Source organism: Photobacterium aquae, assembly GCF_001029445.1.
GTDB classification, from domain to species: domain Bacteria; phylum Pseudomonadota; class Gammaproteobacteria; order Enterobacterales; family Vibrionaceae; genus Photobacterium; species Photobacterium aquae.
Genome location: NZ_LDOT01000001.1, coordinates 23,831 through 44,668 on the forward strand (window position 1 = coordinate 23,831; position 20,838 = coordinate 44,668).

General features: G+C 50.8%; 15 protein-coding genes and 1 riboswitch. Of the genes, 6 read left to right on the forward strand and 9 right to left on the reverse strand.

The genetic code is table 11. From position 1 onward, the window contains the following. Positions 1-36 precede the first annotated feature (36 nt). The 4 genes from ABT56_RS00110 to ABT56_RS00125 all read right to left on the reverse strand — a co-directional run bounded on the left by ABT56_RS00110 (position 37) and on the right by ABT56_RS00125 (position 5,811). Complete coding sequence (locus ABT56_RS00110) at positions 37-1,671, reverse strand: phosphoethanolamine transferase (RefSeq protein WP_047876824.1); 1,635 nt, start codon at positions 1,669-1,671, stop codon at positions 37-39. A 218-nt stretch (positions 1,672-1,889) separates the two neighbouring features. Beyond that, positions 1,890-3,278 carry an ATP-dependent RNA helicase DbpA gene (gene dbpA, locus ABT56_RS00115; protein ID WP_047876825.1) on the reverse strand — a complete coding sequence of 463 codons (1,389 nt, stop codon included), beginning with the start codon at positions 3,276-3,278 and terminating at the stop codon, positions 1,890-1,892. Positions 3,279-3,448: 170 nt separating this feature from the next. Further along, complete coding sequence (locus ABT56_RS00120; RefSeq protein WP_047876826.1) at positions 3,449-4,774, reverse strand: DUF3943 domain-containing protein; 1,326 nt, start codon at positions 4,772-4,774, stop codon at positions 3,449-3,451. 188 nt (positions 4,775-4,962) lie between these two features. After that, complete coding sequence (locus ABT56_RS00125) at positions 4,963-5,811, reverse strand: alpha/beta hydrolase (RefSeq protein ID WP_169753861.1); 849 nt, start codon at positions 5,809-5,811, stop codon at positions 4,963-4,965. A gap of 402 nt (positions 5,812-6,213) precedes the next feature. Here ABT56_RS00125 and ABT56_RS00130 point away from each other — a divergent pair, with 402 nt between their 5' ends. Further along, positions 6,214-7,014 carry a GGDEF domain-containing protein gene (locus ABT56_RS00130; RefSeq protein WP_047876828.1) on the forward strand — a complete coding sequence of 267 codons (801 nt, stop codon included), beginning with the start codon at positions 6,214-6,216 and terminating at the stop codon, positions 7,012-7,014. Positions 7,015-7,092: 78 nt separating this feature from the next. Here the strand turns inward: ABT56_RS00130 and ABT56_RS00135 are convergent, their stop codons facing one another. Next, the gene (locus tag ABT56_RS00135; protein ID WP_047876829.1) at positions 7,093-8,265 is read right to left on the reverse strand and encodes a conjugal transfer protein TraF; all 1,173 of its coding nucleotides are present in this window, start codon (positions 8,263-8,265) and stop codon (positions 7,093-7,095) included. Between the two features lie 377 nt (positions 8,266-8,642). Then, positions 8,643-8,816, forward strand: a riboswitch (Lysine riboswitch). Between the two features lie 84 nt (positions 8,817-8,900). On the opposite strand from ABT56_RS00135, the gene ABT56_RS00140 reads away from it, so the two are divergent. Continuing rightward, a complete protein-coding gene (locus tag ABT56_RS00140; protein ID WP_047876830.1) occupies positions 8,901-10,487 on the forward strand; it encodes a Na+/H+ antiporter NhaC family protein in 1,587 nt (528 codons plus the stop codon). Between the two features lie 104 nt (positions 10,488-10,591). Here ABT56_RS00140 and ABT56_RS00145 read toward each other — a convergent pair whose 3' ends face one another. Then, positions 10,592-11,299, reverse strand: a complete 708-nt coding sequence (locus ABT56_RS00145; RefSeq protein ID WP_047876831.1) for a hypothetical protein — start codon at positions 11,297-11,299, stop codon at positions 10,592-10,594. A 483-nt stretch (positions 11,300-11,782) separates the two neighbouring features. Here ABT56_RS00145 and ABT56_RS00150 point away from each other — a divergent pair, with 483 nt between their 5' ends. Beyond that, positions 11,783-13,981 (forward strand): immunoglobulin-like domain-containing protein, encoded by a 2,199-nt coding sequence (locus tag ABT56_RS00150; protein WP_047876832.1) that lies wholly within the window; start codon positions 11,783-11,785, stop codon positions 13,979-13,981. Positions 13,982-14,107: 126 nt separating this feature from the next. Here ABT56_RS00150 and yqfB read toward each other — a convergent pair whose 3' ends face one another. Further along, the gene (yqfB, locus tag ABT56_RS00155; RefSeq protein ID WP_047876833.1) at positions 14,108-14,425 is read right to left on the reverse strand and encodes a N(4)-acetylcytidine aminohydrolase; all 318 of its coding nucleotides are present in this window, start codon (positions 14,423-14,425) and stop codon (positions 14,108-14,110) included. A 241-nt stretch (positions 14,426-14,666) separates the two neighbouring features. Then, positions 14,667-15,902, reverse strand: a complete 1,236-nt coding sequence (locus ABT56_RS00160; RefSeq protein ID WP_047876834.1) for an NRAMP family divalent metal transporter — start codon at positions 15,900-15,902, stop codon at positions 14,667-14,669. Positions 15,903-16,232: 330 nt separating this feature from the next. Between ABT56_RS00160 and ABT56_RS00165 the strand changes: the two genes are divergently transcribed. Continuing rightward, positions 16,233-16,424 carry a hypothetical protein gene (locus ABT56_RS00165; protein ID WP_047876835.1) on the forward strand — a complete coding sequence of 64 codons (192 nt, stop codon included), beginning with the start codon at positions 16,233-16,235 and terminating at the stop codon, positions 16,422-16,424. Between the two features lie 121 nt (positions 16,425-16,545). On the opposite strand, the gene malI is transcribed toward ABT56_RS00165, so the two are convergent. Continuing rightward, positions 16,546-17,568: a Mal regulon transcriptional regulator MalI gene (gene malI / locus ABT56_RS00170; RefSeq protein ID WP_047876836.1), complete on the reverse strand. Its 1,023-nt coding sequence runs from the start codon at positions 17,566-17,568 to the stop codon at positions 16,546-16,548. Between the two features lie 311 nt (positions 17,569-17,879). On the opposite strand from malI, the gene malX reads away from it, so the two are divergent. Together malX and ABT56_RS00180 are read left to right on the forward strand one after the other, a co-directional pair. Next, positions 17,880-19,451, forward strand: coding sequence for a maltose/glucose-specific PTS transporter subunit IIBC (gene malX / locus ABT56_RS00175; protein ID WP_047876837.1), 1,572 nt, complete (start codon positions 17,880-17,882; stop codon positions 19,449-19,451). A gap of 193 nt (positions 19,452-19,644) precedes the next feature. Continuing rightward, a complete protein-coding gene (locus ABT56_RS00180; RefSeq protein ID WP_084722110.1) occupies positions 19,645-20,823 on the forward strand; it encodes a MalY/PatB family protein in 1,179 nt (392 codons plus the stop codon). The last annotated feature ends 15 nt before the right edge of the window (positions 20,824-20,838 follow it).

The window sequence follows — 20,838 nt, forward strand, 5'->3', positions numbered from 1 at the left end:
AGCCAGCGACAGATAGAGCCCAGCGGCTATATCAAGCTATGAACGGCACCTCGAAAAGATGTCCTGATCTTGTCTGTATTCGCTCGTCTGCACGTCCATAAGCCCTAACAGTGAATCAAACACATTGTCATGAGAAAACGGCTGATCTTTCCCTAATTTTCGAAGACATTGCTCATCAAGGTTTTTCTGCTGGTAGAAATCCTCCGAAAACCACATCAACAAAGGTACGTGTGTCTGCTCTTTGGGAGCGATAGCATAAGGCATCCCGTGGAGGTACACGCCGTCTTCGCCTAAAGACTCACCATGATCCGAAATATAGATCAAGCCAACGTTATATTTATCTGTCAGCCCTTTTAAATCCTTGATGGCTTCAGAGATAAAATAATCCGCAAACAAAATCGTATTATCATACGTGTTGATTAATTCTTCATTGGTACAATTTTCAATATCCGCACGTTGACAGTCCGGTAAGAACTTTCGGTGTTCCTTGGGATAGCGTTCATAATATGTCGGCCCATGACCACCTGAAATATGATAGAAAATAATATTATTTTTATCTAAATCCTTAGTATCTTCAGCAAAGTTTTCAAGTAGTGCGGTATCATAACAATTATCCGAATTACATAATGGATCTGTATCATCCGGCATTAAGGTCATTTTCTTAATATGATGAGCAACGCCTTTATCCCCGCCATCATGCTCTCGCCATACCGAACGAATCCCCGCCCGAGACATAATATCGACGACATTATCTTGGTTGTATGCTTTTTCCTTACTGTAGTTACTGCGGTTCATATTGGAAAACATACAAGGAACTGAGACTGCCGTGGCGGTACCACAGGATGTTACATGGCTAAAGAATATGGGGTCATGCACCGATGTATGCGCATTGGTCGGCTTGCCATAACCATAATATTGGTAGTTAAAGACACGGGCCGTCTCGCCCAAGACAAAAACCAACAACGTCGGTTTCTCTGCCTGCCTAGCCGCCTCGGACTGTTTGGCATCAGTGCCAATTTGCTGATAAACCACGGGCTCTTTAATATAGGTGTCATTGATATAATTTGCCGTTGACCACACGTACTCGGTCGGAATAATCAGTTTCTTGAGCTGATGATTATTGCGCCCGACCGATGCATAATCTTTATAGTAAAACGCAGCAATGACCCCGATAATGACCAGCGAGATCCCCATCCCGACCACTTTCCACAGAAGGAAATTCTTAACGCCAGGGTATTCAAGTTTTGCCATCGCCAACAATATTGCTGGAACTAACCCCATCAATACAAACCAGACGATAGAATAGAGACTCAAATAGCTAGTTGCCTCTCCCATATTCGTCTCGAATACATTTTCAACCATCCCATAATCAACATATACCCCATAACTAAACATGGCATAACTGACTAATGCAGATGTGAGCAACAGGAAAATAAAAAATGGCTTGGCAATATACGGCCAGTTAAAAATTTGAAAGATAAAATTAAATGCAGCAAAGAAAAACAAAGGAATCGATAAAACAAATCCAATTTTTACACTTTCCAAGCCATGAAAAATAGTAAAAAACTCACGAACTATAGGCACATTAACAACAATGACATAATACAGTGCCATTAATACAGGAAGCCTATTAAGCGAAACCCTTGTATTCACTTTTAGATTTTGGAACATAATTTAATCTTTGAATTTATCAAGTAAGCCTAAGACATAGCTATTTACTCATAGTTCAAAATAATTATAGATAATTTTATCACTTCAACAAATTATGAAAACCATCAAATAACAAACAAGTTGTATATTGATGTTTATTCTGTGCCTATATATTTAGGCATGAAATAAAAAAGCCCGCGACATTGCGCGGGCTTTTCACGAAAAATCAGGATAAATGATTAACCGCGGATAACACGAACTCGGAATGAGCGACCTTTCATCTTTCCGTTTTCGATTTTCTTAAGGGCAAATTTTGCAACATCGCTATTCACGGCGACGTAGGCTGCCATATCAAACACATTGATCTTGCCAACCTGATCCCCTCGGATACCGTTCTCGCCTGTCAGAGCACCAAGAATATCACCCGGACGCAATTTCTGCTTCTTGCCACCTGAAATCTGCAATGTTGTCATATGCGGGTACATCGGCGGCTGATCCAGCAAGTGCATCGGTGGCAGAGCCTCGCCCTCAATAGTCTTGTCGAGGTAATCCTCCAGCAGAGCGACCTTGTAATGCTCTTTATCGCTAAAGAACGAGCAAGCCACACCCTTGCTGCCGGCACGGCCAGTACGGCCGATACGGTGAATATGCACTTCGGTGTCGCGCGCTAGGTGGTAGTTAATCACGCAATCAAGCGCGTCGACATCCAAGCCACGGGCCGCAACATCTGTTGCCACCAGCACCGAGGTACTCTTGTTGGCAAAACGCACCAATGTCTGATCACGCTCGCGCTGCTCCAAATCGCCATGCAATGCCACAGCACTGAAACCGTAACGCTCAAGCTCGTCGGCGACATCTTGGGTTTCAATCTTGGTATTACAAAATACCACTGTCGACTCAGGGCGATGTTTGGCCAGCAACAGGCGCAGCGCCGTCATTCGATCTTCGTTGCTATCAACATGGTAGAAATGCTGATCGATGCTGCTGTCATCATGGGTTGATTCAACCTTCACCATCACTGGCTGGAACATAATACGGCTGGCAACCGATTCAATCTGCTTTGGATAAGTAGCACTGAACAGCAGGGTCTGGCGCTTGGCAGGAGCCGCATCAACAATCGCATCTAGCGAGTCTTGGAAGCCCATCTCAAGCATACGGTCTGCTTCATCAAGCACTAGCAAATTAAGATCATCAAGCGACAAGAAACCTTTGCGTACATGCTCTTCAATACGGCCCGGCGTACCGACAATAATATGCGCGCCATGCTCCAGCGAGCCAATCTGCGGGCCAAACGGCATACCACCGCAAAGCGTCAGCACTTTGATGTTGTGAATAGAACGCGCCAGCTTGCGAATTTCCTTGGCAACCTGATCCGCCAATTCACGGGTCGGACACAGTACCAGAGACTGAACCCGGAAACGCTTCACATTCAGGTGCTCAAGCAGACCCAAACCGAATGCCGCCGTTTTGCCTGAACCGGTCTTGCCCTGTGCAATCACATCCTTGCCTTCCAGAATCGGCGGCAGGCTCTGTGACTGAATCGGTGTCATTGATTCGTAGCCAAGGGTAGCCAGGTTGGCAACAAGCTCCGGTTTTAGGTTCAAAGTTGAAAACGCGTTTTTGCTCACAGAAGGTATCCTGTCATGCCTTCACAGGCAGCAGCGCTACCTCAAGGCCAAATAAAATAGGGCATTAGCAGCAGGGTCATCATCATTTGCCTGCCACCACAAGGGCTGCGACACTAACAGTCTTCATCACAAAAAGCAAAGCCCCTCACAGGGTAACATCAGAATTCAGGCTACCAGCCGCGCTCGCCGCCGCCAAAACGATAAATCAACTGGCCGACAAAGCTATCATCGTGGCTCCCCAACTTACCGCTATAGTAATGTACCCAGTCAGCTTGCAGTGCCCAGTTAGGGGAAAGCTGGTAATGCAGACCTAAGCCAGCATTAACCTGAAAGGAAGTGGTATCCCGATCCTGATCAAGCAGGCTCTCCCCAATCCCCCCTGTCACATAGGGGCGCAGGGGTTGGTCGGCCCCAAAATAATACTGCAGATCGAAACTGTAGTTCTCATAGGTCATGGCCTCGCCAGTCTGGAGGCTGCGGGTATCCGCTCGGGTATAACTCAACCGGGATGAAAAATTAGCGGTGTAATACAAGCCAAGACTGGCTGTCGGCGCCCAAACGCTCTCTACCCCCCACTTGGTATCCAAATCCAAGTAGCGCCCCCCGACACTGATCCCGACAATGCCAAAATCAACCGGATCAACCACTGACATTGGCGATGTATGGGTATAGCGTCGCTGCAATGCCTGTCGGGCCTCACCATCACCGAATTGGTAACTAAGCCGTAGTGTCAACTGGGTATCGCTGCCCCCACCTGCGACAGGCACTTCCTGAAAACCTAGATACCCAGTACCTGCTTTGATCAGATCACGCCCAAGCCAATGGTTGATCCCACGACCTATCGTGTCGACAGGATCCAATAGGAACAGGGTGGTATTGCCTACCCACTCCGATCCCCAGACCTTGCCCCCACCCAGAATGATCTCCCGCTCTTTGTTAAACGCCCACTCGCCATATACCCAGCCCAGCACAGGTGTCACCACCAAATCCTGTACCGCCGGGATCTCGGCAAATGCCTCGACGCCATACTCCCAATAAAACGTCGACATCATGAACGAGTAAACAAAGGCATCCCATTGGCGATAACCTGACTTGCGTGCAATCTGGTAGTACACCCCGCCGAAATAGGGATGACCAATATAGTTGATATACCAAACATCCCGATCCCAGACGGGGCCGTGGCGGACGTTGTCCCACCACTTTTCCAGCAATCTGTCATCGCTCTTATCCCAGTTGGTTAAATCACTCGGCAACAAGGCAATGAATCCGGCAACCCCGACCCCATACCAGAAAATTGACTTTGTCTGCGACCACAGCCGTTCTTCATCCTCGCCGTTTTCGGCCGAAAACAGAGAAACCCGGTACGGTGAGTGATAAACGGCCGCATCATGGGCTTCCTGCTCCCACACACTATTGCTTCCCGAAGGCACGGCATACACCGAGGTTAATGGCACGACATCCGTTGCTGGCTCGTGAGCCGAGACGCCCCCACTCATCAGCCATCCCAATACCGATAACAGTAAAAAAGGCAGACGTGCTCTCCTGCTCAGCGAATGCTGATAGAAACAATAAAGAAACCGCTCGGCCCGAACCATGTCAAATCCTTGCTTGCACTCATAAAAAAGGAGTATAGACAGAGGATTATGCTCACGTTGCCTCAAGGTGCAGGATTGTGAACAACTCATCACGATTTAGACAATGCAACTAGCCAGTCCCGTATATATTCACATACTGGTACGACGTTGTCCTCAACCGGTATGGCATGCCCCATCGGGTCGAAAAATTTAGGTTCAACGCCATAAAAAGCCGCCGTTGCCCGAACTTCAGACTCAGGCACCAACTTATCCTGCATCGCCCCAATCACGGCTGTTGCCAACGGCGAAGGCTCCGTGACTGCCGACGAATCTATAAACAGACGCAAATCCTCACCGACGACATCGGATAACAAGGCATCCAACTGGGCAGGTTCCGGAGTGCCAGCAAATAAGGCCGATGCCAGCACCGATTGATACAGCGGGTTAAGCAAAGCCAACTTGGGCATTGCCATCACCTGACCCAACACCATCGACAGCTGGGGATTGCCCAACCACAGTGTCTGCGTCAAATGATGAAACCCTTTCGGCGGCACCGACGCCAGCAAGAGCATCCCCTTGAGCGTATCGCTGCCGATCTCTGGCTGACCACTGGCATGCTGCACAACCAGCCCGCCCAAAGAATAGCCAGCAACCACCACGGGTTGATTTTCTTGCTGGTAAACATATTGGATAAAGCCCGCGACATCTTCCACATGGTCGCGAAACGGCACGTTGGAATAACCACAATGGCTCTGCCCGTGCCCCCTCATGCTCAGTGAGTAGACGGTAAATCCCCAACTCGACAGCAAGGGCATCATATGATGGGTAAACAGCTTCCCGCTACTGAGGATCCCATGAATGAAAATTATCGGGGGATACTTGCCCGCATCACTGCCCTCTGCTGGAGAGAAATAGTATTCCAACTCACCGTCCTTGCCTGACCACATTCCCTTATCCATAGCGCCTCCTCCGACATTGATTACCCAATACGATAATTGATGATAAAAAGGAATTATTCCTAACGGGATTTCATATTTTTGAAAGCGGCTATAAATCAAAGAGAAACAACAAAGAAGCAACATCACAAAATGGTGGTTCTGTCTCGCCTTTATCCCTGATCTGAAGCCAATCGCAAGCAGGGGTCAAACAAAGATACCCTCAAGGCATAGCTTATTTGAAGTCATACCAAGTGCCAATTTACAGGCATATGGCGATTAGTAAGCACTCACAACAAGACGAAATATCAACCAGAGAACATCGACAATTATTATTAACTTGATGCATATCAAGATTGTGAATTCAAGCACAATTATGATCCCATCTATCCAAGCCAGCCATAAACAGAGAAAGAATCGACAACCATGAACAAGGCTATAGCCACCCTATGGGCAGCCGGGAGCGTGTTACTTTTGCTGATCCTCATACTGAATGGACAGTGGTTTGTATCAAAACTGGAATTTGCCCTCGTATACCTCTGCGTCTTACTCGTACTCACTGTCATGATAGTGACGACTCCCACTTTTCAGCGGCAGAAAATCACCTTGATTGGTATGGGGTTAATCTTAATTGAAAAAATATACCGGGCTGCCAGTGAACTCTTCTTCACCGAAGAATGGCTGAACTCACTGCCTTCCTCCATACCGGTTATCTTAGAAGATGGGCTGGTTTTGATCGGCATTGCCTGCATGGCTCTGGGGACGATCAAAACCATTAATACCTATGAAAACAATCAAAACACCGATGATCTGACCTCGGTATTTAACCGGAAGATGCTGGCCAAAATCCCACTCTATCAGTTCGATCTCATCTTTTTCGATTTGGATGATTTCAAACAGCTGAACGACCAGCATGGGCACAAGTTCGGTGACAGTGCCCTGATCCTGTTCAGCCAAAGCCTCAAGCAGCAACTTCAGCCCGATGAACTGTTGATCCGCTATGGTGGCGATGAGTTCATCGCTATTCTCAACCCACAACGTGCCAGTGAGTTCCTCGGTACCATAGCCGACACCCTAACGGCCCTTGATATCTCCTACAGCTATGGCGTATCAAGCGACATGTCGCGCAACCATCTCAAACAAGCGATTCATCAGGCCGATCAGAAACTCTATCAGATGAAAACTCGCAAACATCACACTGCAAGTACTTCAGCCATTAACCTCTAGAATAATGGCAATAGCCAAAAAAGGGCACCTAACGTGCCCTTCGCCCTATCCCGTACCTCAATCTACCAGTACATCAAGCTAGAAATGGAAAACCAACTGGGCAGAAACCCCATAGGTATCTTCTTTGCCGTAAAGGGCCGCAATATCCACCCCAAATTTACCGAATGGTTTTAGCCCGATCCCCGCAGTAACCATATCATCGGCACTGTCCGTCAAACTATGGGCATAGCCAAGACGTAACTGGGCTCGGCGCCACGCATCAAGCTCCACCCCAAGACGGGCAAACTGCGTCCGGTAATCCAATTCGGCAAACGGCTGGCTGCGATTGAGATCAATATCTGCCGCCAATGTAAAACGTGGGTGATTATAGGCAATGGCCGCTACATATACCGGCTCGATTTGATAAGTCATCACAGTACGACTGGAACCGGCAGGATTAGCATCCAGAGAATGGCTGAGCAGGTTTCGGCCAGATACCCCAACGACCGTATGGCGGCTCAGCGCGTACGCCGCGCCAATGTCCAGGTTGAACGCGCCTTTGTCGGTATAGTTGTCGGTCAGGTCTATCTCTTCATCATCAAATTTATCCAGCGTCTGCTGATAGCTATAGGCCAACAGCCGCTGATATTTGGGCGAGATCCCCAAGCTCAAATCCCGATCGAGAAAAATAAACTCTTTGGCCAACGTAACGCCGATATCGACGCTGCCCCCGGCAACGCCAAGCCCAGAGGAATACAACGGTTGCTGGCCCGGGTCTGCGACCGCCAGATCCCGCTCGTCGACCTCTGTCAGCACAACAGCGGCCACCTCGGCCTTCACAAAGAAATTCATACTAAGGTGACGATTGGGAACAGCAATCACCATGCCGGCGTTGCCATCAGCATCCATTCGTCCATCATCCAACTGGGTTAGCCTCTCTCGCCATTGCTGCTGCAATGAGATGTTATCGGGATCGGCCTGCAACTGACGATGAATCTGCTGGAAACTATCAATATGATCGTAAAGCTCGTCATCACTGAAAAAACGTGCCCCGGCGACAGGAAGCACCAAACCGAACCGATCGTACGTTTTATTTTGCGTGGCCAATGCTGGATTATGAAAACTGGCTGACAGGTAATTGGCCGATGCGGCGCCAACGCCTCCCATTCCGACACTGCGCGTGTCTGCCATATTGACAGAAGCAGATACACCCGCAGGCAACGCCAACATTGCCGCAGCAACCAGCCAGAATGGCCTTTGTTGTATTAACATGTTCATCCCTGAGCTATATTTATCATGCACAATGTACAATTATCCTCTAACGACCACAATACACACTAAAGCAAGGCGGGTCTGAGTCTAACGGCTAGCCGTAAATCTGTGAACATTGTCATTTTCTATCAAGTTCCCAAAGGTTCGAGTGATAAACATACCTCAATCGGCAATCCGCCTATCCTTGCGTCCCTCTGCTTTTTATTCAGGCAAATCAAGCCCTATATTGATGACTTCAATAAATATTTTTTATTGAACAATAAAAAATTCTCATAAAATGCCTGAAAAAAGGCGAAGATTTGCTGACATAATTATTCATACGTATATAATGTCATTCTTACTATGTTAAATCGGCACGATATATCATAGTAAAACCCTAAATCAGTAGAGGCGCGCTGCCTAAGAGTAACCGAGCGGAGGGTGATACCGACGAGGCCGGAGAAAGGAGTCAGCGCCGAAGTGGCAGTTGTTATCAAACACTGCTGCTGGGTCTGTGTCGAATAGGTACAGAACTGCCATAGTGTTTTTTCCTATGGAGCGCTACCTGAGGGGGTAACAAGTCATAACCAGTTTCGTCTTAGTTACACTTCCTTTCGGTAGATCTCCACCTTAAAATTTATAGGTGTGATGAGATCATGAACCTTGTTGATTATGCGGACTCTGCTTGGTCCGTCTTGCCCGCGATTCTCGCGGTTATTCTGGCCGTCACGACGCGCCGTGTCCTCCTCTCGTTAGGTGCTGGTATCTTTGCCGGTGCTCTGATGCTAAACCACTACTCCCCACTGGCTGCACTGCAATACCTTGTCAATAAAGTCCTTGCTATTGTTTGGGTCGACGGCGCACTCAACAGCGATAACGTCAACATGATCATCTTCATGTTGCTGCTAGGGGCACTGATCAGCCTGATGAGCGTTTCCGGTGCAACCCAAGCGTTTGCAGATTGGGCAGCGGTACGTTGTAAGGACCGCCGCAGCGCCAAATCCCTGACCGGCCTGATGGTATTCATCTTCTTCATCGACGACTTCTTCCACAGTCTGTCTGTGGGCGCCATCTGCCGACCAGTCACCGACCGCTTCAATATTTCTCGCGCCAAGCTAGCCTACCTGCTTGACTCCACTGCCGCGCCTGTCTGCGTACTGATGCCAATCTCTTCCTGGGGCGCATACATCATCGCCCTTGTTGGCGGGATCATGGCTGCCCACCACGTGACAGACCAGAGCCCAATTGGTGCCTTTGTCACCATGATGCCAATGAACCTGTATGCCGTATTCACCCTGCTTATGGTTCTGTGTGTTATCGCATTCCAGCTGGATATCGGCCCTATGCGCAAGCATGAATCATGGGCACTGGAAGGCAAGCTATGGGATGAGTCAAAAGGCAAGCCAACAGGTCTTGACGTTGAGGTTCCAGAAGACGCCAAGGGCGGCATGATTGACATGGTATTGCCAATCCTGACCCTGACCAGCGCAACGGTATTTTTCATGATCCAGTCTGGTGCAGAAGTCTTGGCTGCGGAAGGCCGTCCGTTCGGCATCATCGGCGCATTCGAAAACACCAATGTCGGCTCTTCGCTGGTTTACGGTGCTATCTGCAGCCTGGTTGTTTCCATCGCATTGGCCCTTCGCCTGAAGCTAAGCCACAAAACATGGCTAAGCGCAGCACCCCAAGGTGTATCAGCCATGCTTCCGGCTATCATTATCCTGTTCTTCGCATGGACTATCGGTGCCGTTGTCCGTGACATGCAAACCGGTATTTACCTGGCTTCGCTGTCAAACGGCAACCTGCCTATCGAACTACTGCCAGCCGTGGTATTTGTTCTGTCTTGCGCTATGGCATTCGCTACCGGTACAAGCTGGGGTACATTCGGCATCATGCTTCCGCTAGCGGGCGACATTGCAGCAGCCAGCGACATCACCATGCTGCTACCTATGCTGTCTGCAGTACTGGCCGGTGCCGTATTCGGTGACCACAGCTCTCCAATTTCAAGCACCAGTATCCTTTCGGCAACCGGTGCAGGCTGTCACCATATGGATCACGTAATGACCCAGCTGCCATACGCAACATCCGTCGCTTTCGGTGCGCTACTTGGCTATCTGGCTATCGGCTACACCCATTCGGCATGGGCAGGTTTCGCGGTTAGCGGCCTGTGGTTCCTAGGCTTCTGCATCTATGCAGTACGCACAAACCAACCGGTACTGGAAACGGAACCAGCCACAAACTAACCCTTCGGTTATACAAAAAGAGCAAGGCAAACGCCTTGCTCTTTTTTTTCCCTGCGTACCAACATGACGCAGACCATTAAATATCGACACCTCGCGATATTTGATTACTGGCTATGCTTGATTTCCAATTTCGAAAAATATCCTTCGCTACCCGGTTCGACAAACAGCCCGATGGGCCCCTTTAGCTCCGAGCCGTGGAACAGGCGCTCCACCACCAGCACCTTGCTGCCATCAATATAGAAAATCCCTTGGTTCTTGTTAATCTCGGCTTTCAAGCGAAACCATTGCCCGGTTCGAACATTCGCCGGAGCATCGTACTGACCGGATGCCGCCTCATTCAATGCATCGGCGCTGTGGTCAGGATGCGAAAAATACTGAATAGCGTAATGCTGCCTAACACCGTACTCGGTTTCTTCCGTATGGGAGGGTTTGAAGTAGACCCCCTCATATTTGGACAAGTCTTCACTGACCCTGAAAACAATCCCCACCCCGCCGGTGGCACTGTCTTGATCCACCGGCTCGCCCGCTAGCGAGATCTCAATCGTCCCGTCACGGAACTGCTCTTGCTCAAGCAGCAGAAATGTACAGTTTTCGCATTTGGGTTTCTCGCCCGGCAAAACCGATACATGGATCCCCTTCTGACCATGGTATTCCACGACCTCCGCCTTCACGCCTTGTGCCCGGGTCTTGTCCAGCGAATCCAACGAGGAGGCCTCAAAATGCACGGCCGACGCCTCGCCCATCATCACCAATCCCGCCAGATACATGCCAGTCACGCTTGCCTGCTTTATCCAATCAATTCGACCTATCATGAGCTGCTACCGTTTCAAATCTTTCCTTCAAGTTAGTCCACTCGCAGCACCCGGCAGGCTCAAAAATAAGACAACATTCTCCACTATGCGAATAAAGTCATCGAAAGATGCCGTATCAGAGACCGGCAACAAAGACAAACAACCGGACCACACCAAAAAACAAGGCATTTACGCTGTGTTATGTTGGAACCCAATAAGGTTCTATTCCCGTATCGTTCTGGCCACATAAGACACAAGCTAAACATAACTAACTGTTATTATTGAGATTAACAACAGATAAAGACCTTACAAAGCCTGCGGTTACACCCGGAATTTCTGTCAATGGAATATTATTTCCCAATAATAAATTGTGACAGAGGATCACAACCCAACAAAAAAGCCTTGTTTTCCCGACAATTACTATTCCTAGCAGCAATATTTCCCTACTAGAATGCCGCCATCAACGCTGTGATAGGCACAGCGATATTGTTAGGAATTGCATTCATGCTGAAACGTAACGTTCTTCAACTGGCGGTTACTCTGGGCATCACCGTGATGTCTGGTGCAGCCTATGCCGACAACACTAAAATGGTTAACCCTGAAGGCGGCGTTGTCGTTGGTTACTGGCACAACTGGTGTGATGGCGCAGGCTATCAGGGCGGTAACGCACCTTGCGTGACTCTTGATGAAGTCAACCCAATGTACAACGTTCTTAACGTTTCATTCATGAAAGTCTTCGACGTTGCCGAAGGACGCATCCCGACATTCCGCCTAGACCCAGCCATCGGCCTGTCCGAGCAGCAGTTCACAGACCAAATCACGGCGCTGAACAAGCAAGGCCGCTCGGTTCTGATCGCCCTTGGCGGTGCTGATGCCCACATCGAACTGAAAACCGGTGACGAGCACGCCTTTGCCGACGAGATTATCCGCGTGACCGACCGCTACGGTTTCGACGGTCTGGATATCGATCTGGAGCAAGCCGCTGTCACAGCCGCTGACAACCAGACGGTTATTCCGGCAGCCCTGCGCATCGTTAAAGATCACTACCAGGCCCAAGGCAAAAACTTCCTGATCACCATGGCGCCAGAGTTCCCATACCTGACCACTGGTGGCAAATACGTTCCTTACATCGAGAATCTGGAAGGCTACTACGACTGGATCAACCCGCAGTTCTACAACCAAGGTGGCGACGGCATCTGGATTGATGGCGTGGGCTGGATTGCCCAGAACAACGATGCCCTGAAAGAAGAGTTTATCTACTACATCTCTGACTCTTTGGTGAACGGCTCCCGCGGCTTCCACAAGATCCCGCACAACAAACTGGTATTCGGCATCCCAAGCAGCATTGATGCCGCAGCAACGGGCTTCGTCAAGCAGCCGCAGGATCTTTACGATGCCTTCGACCGCCTGAAAAACCAAGGCCAGCCACTACGTGGCGTGATGACCTGGTCGGTGAACTGGGACATGGGCACTAACGCTTCAGGCCAAGCCTATAACGAACAATTCATCAAGGACTACGGCCCTTACGTTCACCAGCAGAACCCAACCCCACCGCCACCGAGCAATGGCGAGCCGATCCTAAAAGGCATCGACAACGCCCGCGTACAGCACGGTAGCGTGTTCAACGAGCTGGCAGGCGTCTCTGCATCTGACAAAGAAGATGGCGATCTGACGGGTTCAATCGTTGTTGAAGGCTCTGTTGATACCGGTGCGATTGGCACTTACGTTCTGACCTACCGTGTTCAGGACAGTGACAAGAACGAAACCGTGAAGGCGCGTAGCGTCGAAGTTTACAGCCACAAGCCTGTCTTCAACGGTGTTTCGGATACGACTGTTCAAATTGGCACTGCCTTCAACCCTCGCGCGGGCGTCACTGCCAACGACAACGAAGACGGCGATTTGACCGATACGATCCAAATCACAGGTGAGGTAAATACCAACAAGGCTGGTAGCTACAAGCTGCAGTACGCAGTAACTGACAGCGCCAACCAGACAGTCAGCGTCGAGCGCAAAGTCACTGTGACCGACGGCAGCAGCTGCGCCAATGCATGGGATGCAAGCGCAACATACGTAGAAGGCGACCAAGTGTCCCACAACGGCGCGACATGGGAAGCAGCTTGGTGGACGCGTGGCGACGAGCCGGGCACAACCGGCGAATGGGGCGTTTGGAGAAAAGTTGGTGACAGCTCTTGCGGCGGCGATATCACCGATCCTGAAACCGGTATCGAACTGAAGGTAACGGGCCTGGCCTCTGAATATGTTGCGGTAAACGGCGACGTACGCCTATCGCTTGAACTAACAGCCAACGAAGCGCTGGATGTCACCGTCATGGCTGTGGACAGCACTGGCACCGTGGTAAACCAAGCCAAAGTGAATCTGAACGGCAACCGTTCTATCACACTGGATATCTTCAACGCTGAAGCTGGCCAGTACACGCTAGACGTTGTGGGTACAGCTGAAAATGGTGAAATGACACTGTTTACCTCGCCATTTACCGTAAAAGCTGACGGCGGTGTTACACCTCCTCCGGGTGATTACCCTCCATACCAGGCGGGCCATAGCTACCAGGCAGGCGACATCGTTGTCGGCAACGACAGCAACCTGTACGAGTGTAAGCCTTGGCCTTACACCGGCTGGTGTGCAAGTGCCTCATACGCACCGGGTGACAGCCTTTACTGGCAGGATGCGTGGACAAAGCGCTAAGCCAACCTAAGCGATAGCCCGCGACCCGCTGCACCCCATGACCGCAGCGGGACCGGAAAAACAAAAAAAGGAGCGATGGTATTCATCGCTCCTTTTTTATTATCATCCAATAGCAGATGGGATGATTCAGTCTACCTTGCGGTAGGTGATCACATACAATTCTTCGATGTCTGGGTAGATCTCTTTGATAACAGCCTTCAGCTCCGGCAGCGTCATATTTTCTTGCTCAGCATGGAATGCATTGAGCTCGCCGAACTGCACCGGCTCTACCGACAAAATCTCGATACGGCAAAACAGCCGTCCGTCTTCGAACGTACCCACATCAACCGTACTGCCCGGCTTGTAGTGATTCTCTGCCGCGTCTCGAATCGTAATGGTTTTACGTCCCGCGACAATGTCTGCCTCGAAGCGCTCAAAAAAAGTAATAAGCTCGTAATTTCGCATTGGCCTTCCTGTCTGGCAGCAACGCCGCTGCCATATGTCTCATGATCTGAAACCGGAGCATAGCAGAGCGGCCAGCGCGATAACATCACAAGGCATTGATGGCCACAAACGATGATGCTCATGGAGCATTGGGTATCCACCATCCACCCCAAATTATCATCAAATAAAAAAGCCGCTATTGCTAGCGGCTTTCTTGGATATAGCGATTATGGCAAGGGATAAGTGTTATAAGGGCTAAGCATCAGCCAATGAACTTCTCCACAAAGTTACCAATGTTGCTGAAGCTCGCTGCCGCCATCACAATAACAATCAGGCCGCCGATTGCCGTCAGGTAAGCCGGATGCTGGTAATCGCCGACAATGTCCTTGCGGCGGGTTGCCAGCAGCACCATGCCAAGCACAATCGGCAGAATGATACTGTTTACCAGACCGGCCAGCATCAACAGCAGGATTGGCATATTCATTGTCACTGTTCCCAAACTGGTCAGAACAATGAAACCCACACACCATGCCTTCTCGTTACGCGCGACGACGGGAAACAGAGTCTTGATGAGCGAAATAGCCATGTAGGAGTTGCCAACCACTGAGGTAATCGAGGCCACGAACAGCACCAGACCGAAGATAAAGTAGCCCAGCTCACCCGCACCTTGGCGGAAGGCATCAGCCGCAGGGTTGGCCGTATCCAGAACCGCTCCGGTTGCAATCACCCCGAACACCGCCAGGAACAACAAAATGCGAATCACCACTGCAATGGAGATACCCGCCCAAGCCGCTTTCTTGATTGCGCCTACCTGCTCCTCGCCCTGTAGGCCAATATCCACCAGTCGCTGGGCTCCGGTGTAGTAACCGCCAACAGCACCACCGACAATCGTCAGTGTCGGCAACAACAAACTACCGATATCCGTCGGCATTACCGCGGCAACCATTGTCTCGCCCATCGGCGGCAGGCTGGTCATCGCCACGTAGGCAATCAGGATAATCATGAACAGGCCAAGGTAACGGGCCATCTGATCCATACGCTTGGAGGCATTGTGGACGACAAACAGCAAGCACCCGACCACGCCAGTGAACAACGCGCCCCATGTCGTATCAACCCCAGTCAATACGTTCAGGCCCAGAGCGGCACCGCTGACGTTACCGAAGTTGAATGCCACGGCACCCAGCGCAAGCAGGATACCTACAAAATAGCCCATTCCCGGAGCGACCTTATTGGCAATGTCCTGGATACGCAATCCGGATACCCCGACAATTCGCCACAGGTTCATCACGATACCGAAAGTGATAAACATCGACGCGAATACGGGAAACGCCATGTCCATTTTGTAGATATTGGTAAATACGGCAGTCTGGGTAAGAAAACCCGGTCCCACGGAAGTCGTTGCCATCAAAAAGGCCACGCTGAGGATCGCTTTGGTCTGCCATGAGGCTGACGAATTCGGGATTGTTTGCGAAGTTATGGTAGAAGTTTGAGTGGTCATGCCGGGTTCCAAAATTTGTTGTCTCTCTCTTTATATAAAAAAGAAAAACAACTGACCGGGATCAGCTGACCTATGATGGGATATTCATTTAAAAACAAGCGACTGCTAGCGAGCAATCGTTTGCTGGGCGCGAATGTTAATCAGATCACGAATTGCTGTCAACACAAAAATACGCAGGGCAAAAAAATAATCCCGGGCTCAGCTTCCCCTCCCATACTTCCTGATGGTTCACCTCCCGAATATCAGTGTTGAGATACACCCATCCCATTTACTGCTACAGTTGTTTTGCAGGCTGAATTATTGATAAGAAAATCAAGATGGAGGTTACTGATGAAAAAAGTACTCGCTTTGGCAATCCTTGCTTTCTCCACAGCCACCTTTGCCAGCGGCATGAGCGGCGGCAGTACCGTAACAACGCCGTACATCATCTGCATGCAAGATGGGAAAATGCTAGGTGCCACAGCCATGCCAGTCTATGAGTGCACCAAACTGAAAAAAGCGGCAGCTGACAAAGCAAACTAGCTACGCACTCGTCACATAACATAATGAAAAGGCTCAAGTTCAATAGCTTACACCATTGACCTCGAGCCTGTTACCACCGTGCCATTCATTCCACCACGCCGCAACTAAGTAGCTAAGTAGGCTATGCCGAACCGCGAATAATCAGCTCAGAAGGCAACACGACCTTCTCTGTCCCCTGTATCGGGTGCTTCATCCGGTTCAGCAGGCGCTGGCCCGCCTGCTCGCCAATCGACGTGGCCGTCGATGACATGAACGTCAGCGGCGGGTGAGTCAATTCTGCTTCGGGGACATCGTCAAACCCCAACAGCGCCACTTGCTGGCCGATATAATTGTCACAACCGACACTGCGGTTGGCCCGTTCAACGCCGTAAACCGCACCCAATGCAACCGCCGAACGATGGCAGAGAATAGCGGTGATTTTGGGGTGCTGTACCAACAGCGACTGTACGGCTTCCGCGGCGGCCTTCTGGGTGCCCTGACACTCAATCACCCACTCGTTTTTGAATGGCAGACCGTATTGGATCAACGCCGTACAGTAGCCCCCAATACGCTCGGCCCGAGTCAGGGAGTCCCCCAGCCCGCCGACATAGGCAATATGCCGGTGCCCCTGTTCAACAAGGTGCAAGGTCGCCTGCTTGGCAGCCTGCGTGTTGTCCGGTACGACGAAATCCACATCGTCGTTGACGCTGGCACGAGCCACGCACACTACCGGGATGGCTGCATCTGCCAACATTTTCAGCACACCTTGGCTGGCTCCGCGCAGCGGACTGAATGCCACACCGGCCACCCCCTGCTGGATCATCGACTGAACGCAATGCTCAAGGCGCTCAGGGGAATCACCACACTGGGCGAGAAACAACATGTAGCCATGTTTTTCCAGCACCCGGCTAAAGCCTGCGGTGATCTCGGTATAAAACGGATCGGTAATATCTTTAAGCACTAATCCAATCAGGTTCGACTGGTGAGAACGCAGGTTGGCCGCAGCCTCATTGCGCACGTAACCCAAGGTCTTGATCGCCTCGTTGACCTTGGCAATGGTTGCCTCGGAGATCCGCCCCTTGTTACCCAAGACCAGCGACACCGTCGACACCGACACGCCTGCATACTCGGCCACATCAGTGATTTTTATTTTTTTCTGGCTCATCGGCAGTTCGTATCAAAACAATTTGGTTTATATAAGAGACCCAAAGCATATTACAGCCAAGTAAAACGTTCTACCGCCCCTTTCACACTTTTATCTTGATCACACTTTAAACCACCCGATTTGAAAGGATTAATTTTCGTGATCCATACAGCGAAATCATTAGGTAAAACGTTTTATCCTAATTTTAGCAAAACAACGACCACGCTGAGTGAAAGCCGAGATTGCCGCTCCCTCAGCGTTTTTTAAAACAAATTTGATAAAACGTTTTATCTACTCTACCTACAACAATAATACGGATAGGGGTTATCCATATGTCTCACTCATCAAAGAAAAGTACCTTGTGGGAATTTTTCCAAAGCCTTGGGAAAACCTTCATGCTGCCAGTCGCCCTGCTGGCTTTCTCCGGTATCCTGCTCGGGATCGGCAGCTCGCTGTCAAGCACCGCCGTCAAAGAAAGCATGCCGTTCTTGGACATCATGCCGCTGCAGATGCTTTTCATGTGGATGACCAAAATCGGTCTGGTCGCCTTCATCTACCTGCCACTCATGTTTGCCGTCGCGATCCCTCTTGGTCTGGCGCGTGAAGAGAAAGGGGTCGCGGCCTTTGCCGGCTTCGTGGGCTACGCCGCCCTCAACCTGTCGATAAACTTCTACCTCACGGTGGCTGGCGTGCTGGGCAATGCCGAGCAGGAAGCCGCCTATGGCGTGAAATCCATCCTCGGTACTCAGTCGATTGATACCGGTATTTTGGGTGCGGTGATCGTCGGTATTATCGTTGCCAAGCTGCATGCCCGCTTCTACACCTACAAGATGCCTGATGCTCTGGCGTTCTTCGGCGGTGCCCGTTTCGTACCGATCATTACAACCGTAGTGCTAGGTTTGGTCGGCCTTGCCGTACCGCTTATCTGGCCTTACTTCGCTGCTGGCATCAACGGCGTTGGCTCAGCGATTTCCCATGCAGGCCCGTTCGGCCCATTCCTGTTCGGCGCGGGCGAGCGACTACTGCTACCATTCGGTCTGCACCATATTCTGGTTGCCCTTATCCGCTTTACCGAAGCCGGCGGCACACTCGATGTCTGTGGCAACACCGTCAGCGGCGCGCTCAACATCTTCTACGCCGAACTGTCATGTTCAACCACCAATGGCTTTACCCCATCAGCGACCGCCTTCCTGTCACAAGGCAAGATGCCGGCATTCCTCGGCGGCCTACCAGGTGCGGCACTGGCGATGTACCACTGCTCTCGCCCGGAAAACCGCGGTAAGGTCAAGGCACTGCTACTGTCTGGCGTAGTAGCCTGTGTGGTAGGCGGTATCACCGAACCACTAGAGTTCCTGTTCCTGTTCGTCGCTCCGGTTCTGTACTTCGTCCACGCTATCCTAACGGGTCTGGGCTTCATGGTAATGGGCCTACTGGATGTGACCATCGGCAACACCGACGGCAATATCATCGACTTCTTCATCTTCGGTATCCTGCAAGGCACAGCAACCAAGTGGTATCTGGTACCTGTTGTCGCAAGTATCTGGTTTGCGGTGTACTACTTCGTCTTCCGCTTCGCCATTACCCGCTTCAACCTGAAAACACCGGGCCGCGAAGTTGAAACAGCCGAGCAAATCGCAGCAGCTGTGGCTGGCGAGAAAACCACTGGCTACAAAGGCGACATCATCCTAGAAGCACTGGGCGGAGCCGATAACATCCTTGCCCTTGATAACTGCATCACCCGCCTGCGGATGTCAGTCAAGGACATGTCACTGGTCAATGATGCGGTACTCAAAGCCAACGGTGCGCTGGGTGTGGTAAAACTTGATGAGCACAACCTGCAAGTCGTGATTGGGCCACAGGTTCACCTGGTGAAAAACGAAATACAGAGCCTGCTGCCAGCGTAACACCGCAACACCACTAAAAAAACAAACGGGAAGCCTCGGCTTCCCGTTTTCCACCACCGATAGCACTGGGCAGTTACCCAAATGCCCAATGCTATCGATAGGTATTCCAACACAGTTCAATGCCGAGCCGTTCATACCCGAGCAGCCATGTTCAAAACCCACGCGGATCGGCACTACGTCATCAGAGGTTGTTATGTTTGATTTTTCCACACCGGTTAACCGATACGGTACCTACTGTACCCAGTGGGATTATGTTCAGGATCGCTTCGGTGCAGCCGACTTGCTGCCGTTCACCATTTCCGATATGGATTTCGAAACGGCCCCTTGCATCATTGATGCATTGCAGAATCGTTTAGGCCACGGCGTACTCGGCTATAGCCGCTGGAACCATAATGATTTCAAACAGGCGATTACCGGGTGGTTCGCCCAGCGCTACCAAGCCACGCTGGATCAGGAGGCCGTTGTTTACGGCCCTTCGGTGATTTACATCATCTCGCAGCTTGTGAACCTATGGACCCAGCCAGGTGACGGGGTGCTGATCCACACCCCGGCCTACGATGCCTTCGGCAATATGCTAACGGCCAACCAGCGCGAGTTGTTTGCCAGCCCGCTGCTGAAAACTGCAAACGGCAGCTACGCCATCGACTGGGAACAATTCGAAGAACAAGCAGCCCGTCCGGAATGCAAAGTGCTACTACTGTGCAGCCCACATAACCCAACCGGACGGGTATGGCGCGAAGAGGAACTGGTGCAGATGGCACGCATCTGCCACCAGCACGGTGTGAAAGTGATTTCAGACGATATTCACATGGATATGGCATTCAAGCGCTACATACCTTGGTCGCAGGTGGCAACCACCCCCCATTGGGCCATCGTCAGCTCGGGTTCAAAGTCCTTCAATATCCCGGCACTGACCGGCGCTTATGCCATCATCGCCGATCCAGAAGCCAGAGCTGATTACCTGACTCAGCTAAAAGCCGCCCATGGCTTGTCGTCGCCGTCTATCCTCGGGGTTATCGCGCATATATCGGCATACCGTGACGGTAGCGAGTGGCTCGATGCACTTAAAACATACCTACACCAAAACCTGAGCTTTGTTGCCGAACAGCTCAATCAACACTGCCCGGCTGTCAACTACCAGCTCCCGGAAGGCACCTATCTGGCGTGGATTGATCTCAACCCGCTGCATATCGATATGGATGCCCTCCAGCAGATACTGATCAACGACTACAAAGTGGCGATCATGCGCGGCGATACCTATGGCCCGGAGGGGATCGGATATGTCCGGCTGAATGTCGGCTGCCCGCGCAGCAAAGTCGAAACAGGCATAAACGCCCTGATTGGCGCGATTAAACAGCTACAGCAACACTGAGTACCGCGCTATCAA

Excerpts from the sequence above, each read along its gene's own strand:
- yqfB (WP_047876833.1), bottom strand. The coding sequence starts at position 14,425 with ATGCGAAATTACGAGCTTATTACTTTTTTTGAGCGCTTCGAGGCAGAC.
- ABT56_RS00110 (WP_047876824.1), bottom strand. The coding sequence starts at position 1,671 with ATGTTCCAAAATCTAAAAGTGAATACAAGGGTTTCGCTTAATAGGCTT.
- ABT56_RS00180 (WP_084722110.1), top strand. The coding sequence starts at position 19,645 with ATGTTTGATTTTTCCACACCGGTTAACCGATACGGTACCTACTGTACC.
- malX (WP_047876837.1), top strand. The coding sequence starts at position 17,880 with ATGTCTCACTCATCAAAGAAAAGTACCTTGTGGGAATTTTTCCAAAGC.
- ABT56_RS00150 (WP_047876832.1), top strand. The coding sequence starts at position 11,783 with ATGCTGAAACGTAACGTTCTTCAACTGGCGGTTACTCTGGGCATCACC.
- ABT56_RS00145 (WP_047876831.1), bottom strand. The coding sequence starts at position 11,299 with ATGATAGGTCGAATTGATTGGATAAAGCAGGCAAGCGTGACTGGCATG.
- ABT56_RS00160 (WP_047876834.1), bottom strand. The coding sequence starts at position 15,902 with ATGACCACTCAAACTTCTACCATAACTTCGCAAACAATCCCGAATTCG.
- ABT56_RS00120 (WP_047876826.1), bottom strand. The coding sequence starts at position 4,774 with ATGAGTGGGGGCGTCTCGGCTCACGAGCCAGCAACGGATGTCGTGCCA.
- ABT56_RS00130 (WP_047876828.1), top strand. The coding sequence starts at position 6,214 with ATGAACAAGGCTATAGCCACCCTATGGGCAGCCGGGAGCGTGTTACTT.
- ABT56_RS00165 (WP_047876835.1), top strand. The coding sequence starts at position 16,233 with ATGAAAAAAGTACTCGCTTTGGCAATCCTTGCTTTCTCCACAGCCACC.
- ABT56_RS00135 (WP_047876829.1), bottom strand. The coding sequence starts at position 8,265 with ATGTTAATACAACAAAGGCCATTCTGGCTGGTTGCTGCGGCAATGTTG.
- ABT56_RS00125 (WP_169753861.1), bottom strand. The coding sequence starts at position 5,811 with ATGGATAAGGGAATGTGGTCAGGCAAGGACGGTGAGTTGGAATACTAT.
- malI (WP_047876836.1), bottom strand. The coding sequence starts at position 17,568 with ATGAGCCAGAAAAAAATAAAAATCACTGATGTGGCCGAGTATGCAGGC.
- ABT56_RS00140 (WP_047876830.1), top strand. The coding sequence starts at position 8,901 with ATGAACCTTGTTGATTATGCGGACTCTGCTTGGTCCGTCTTGCCCGCG.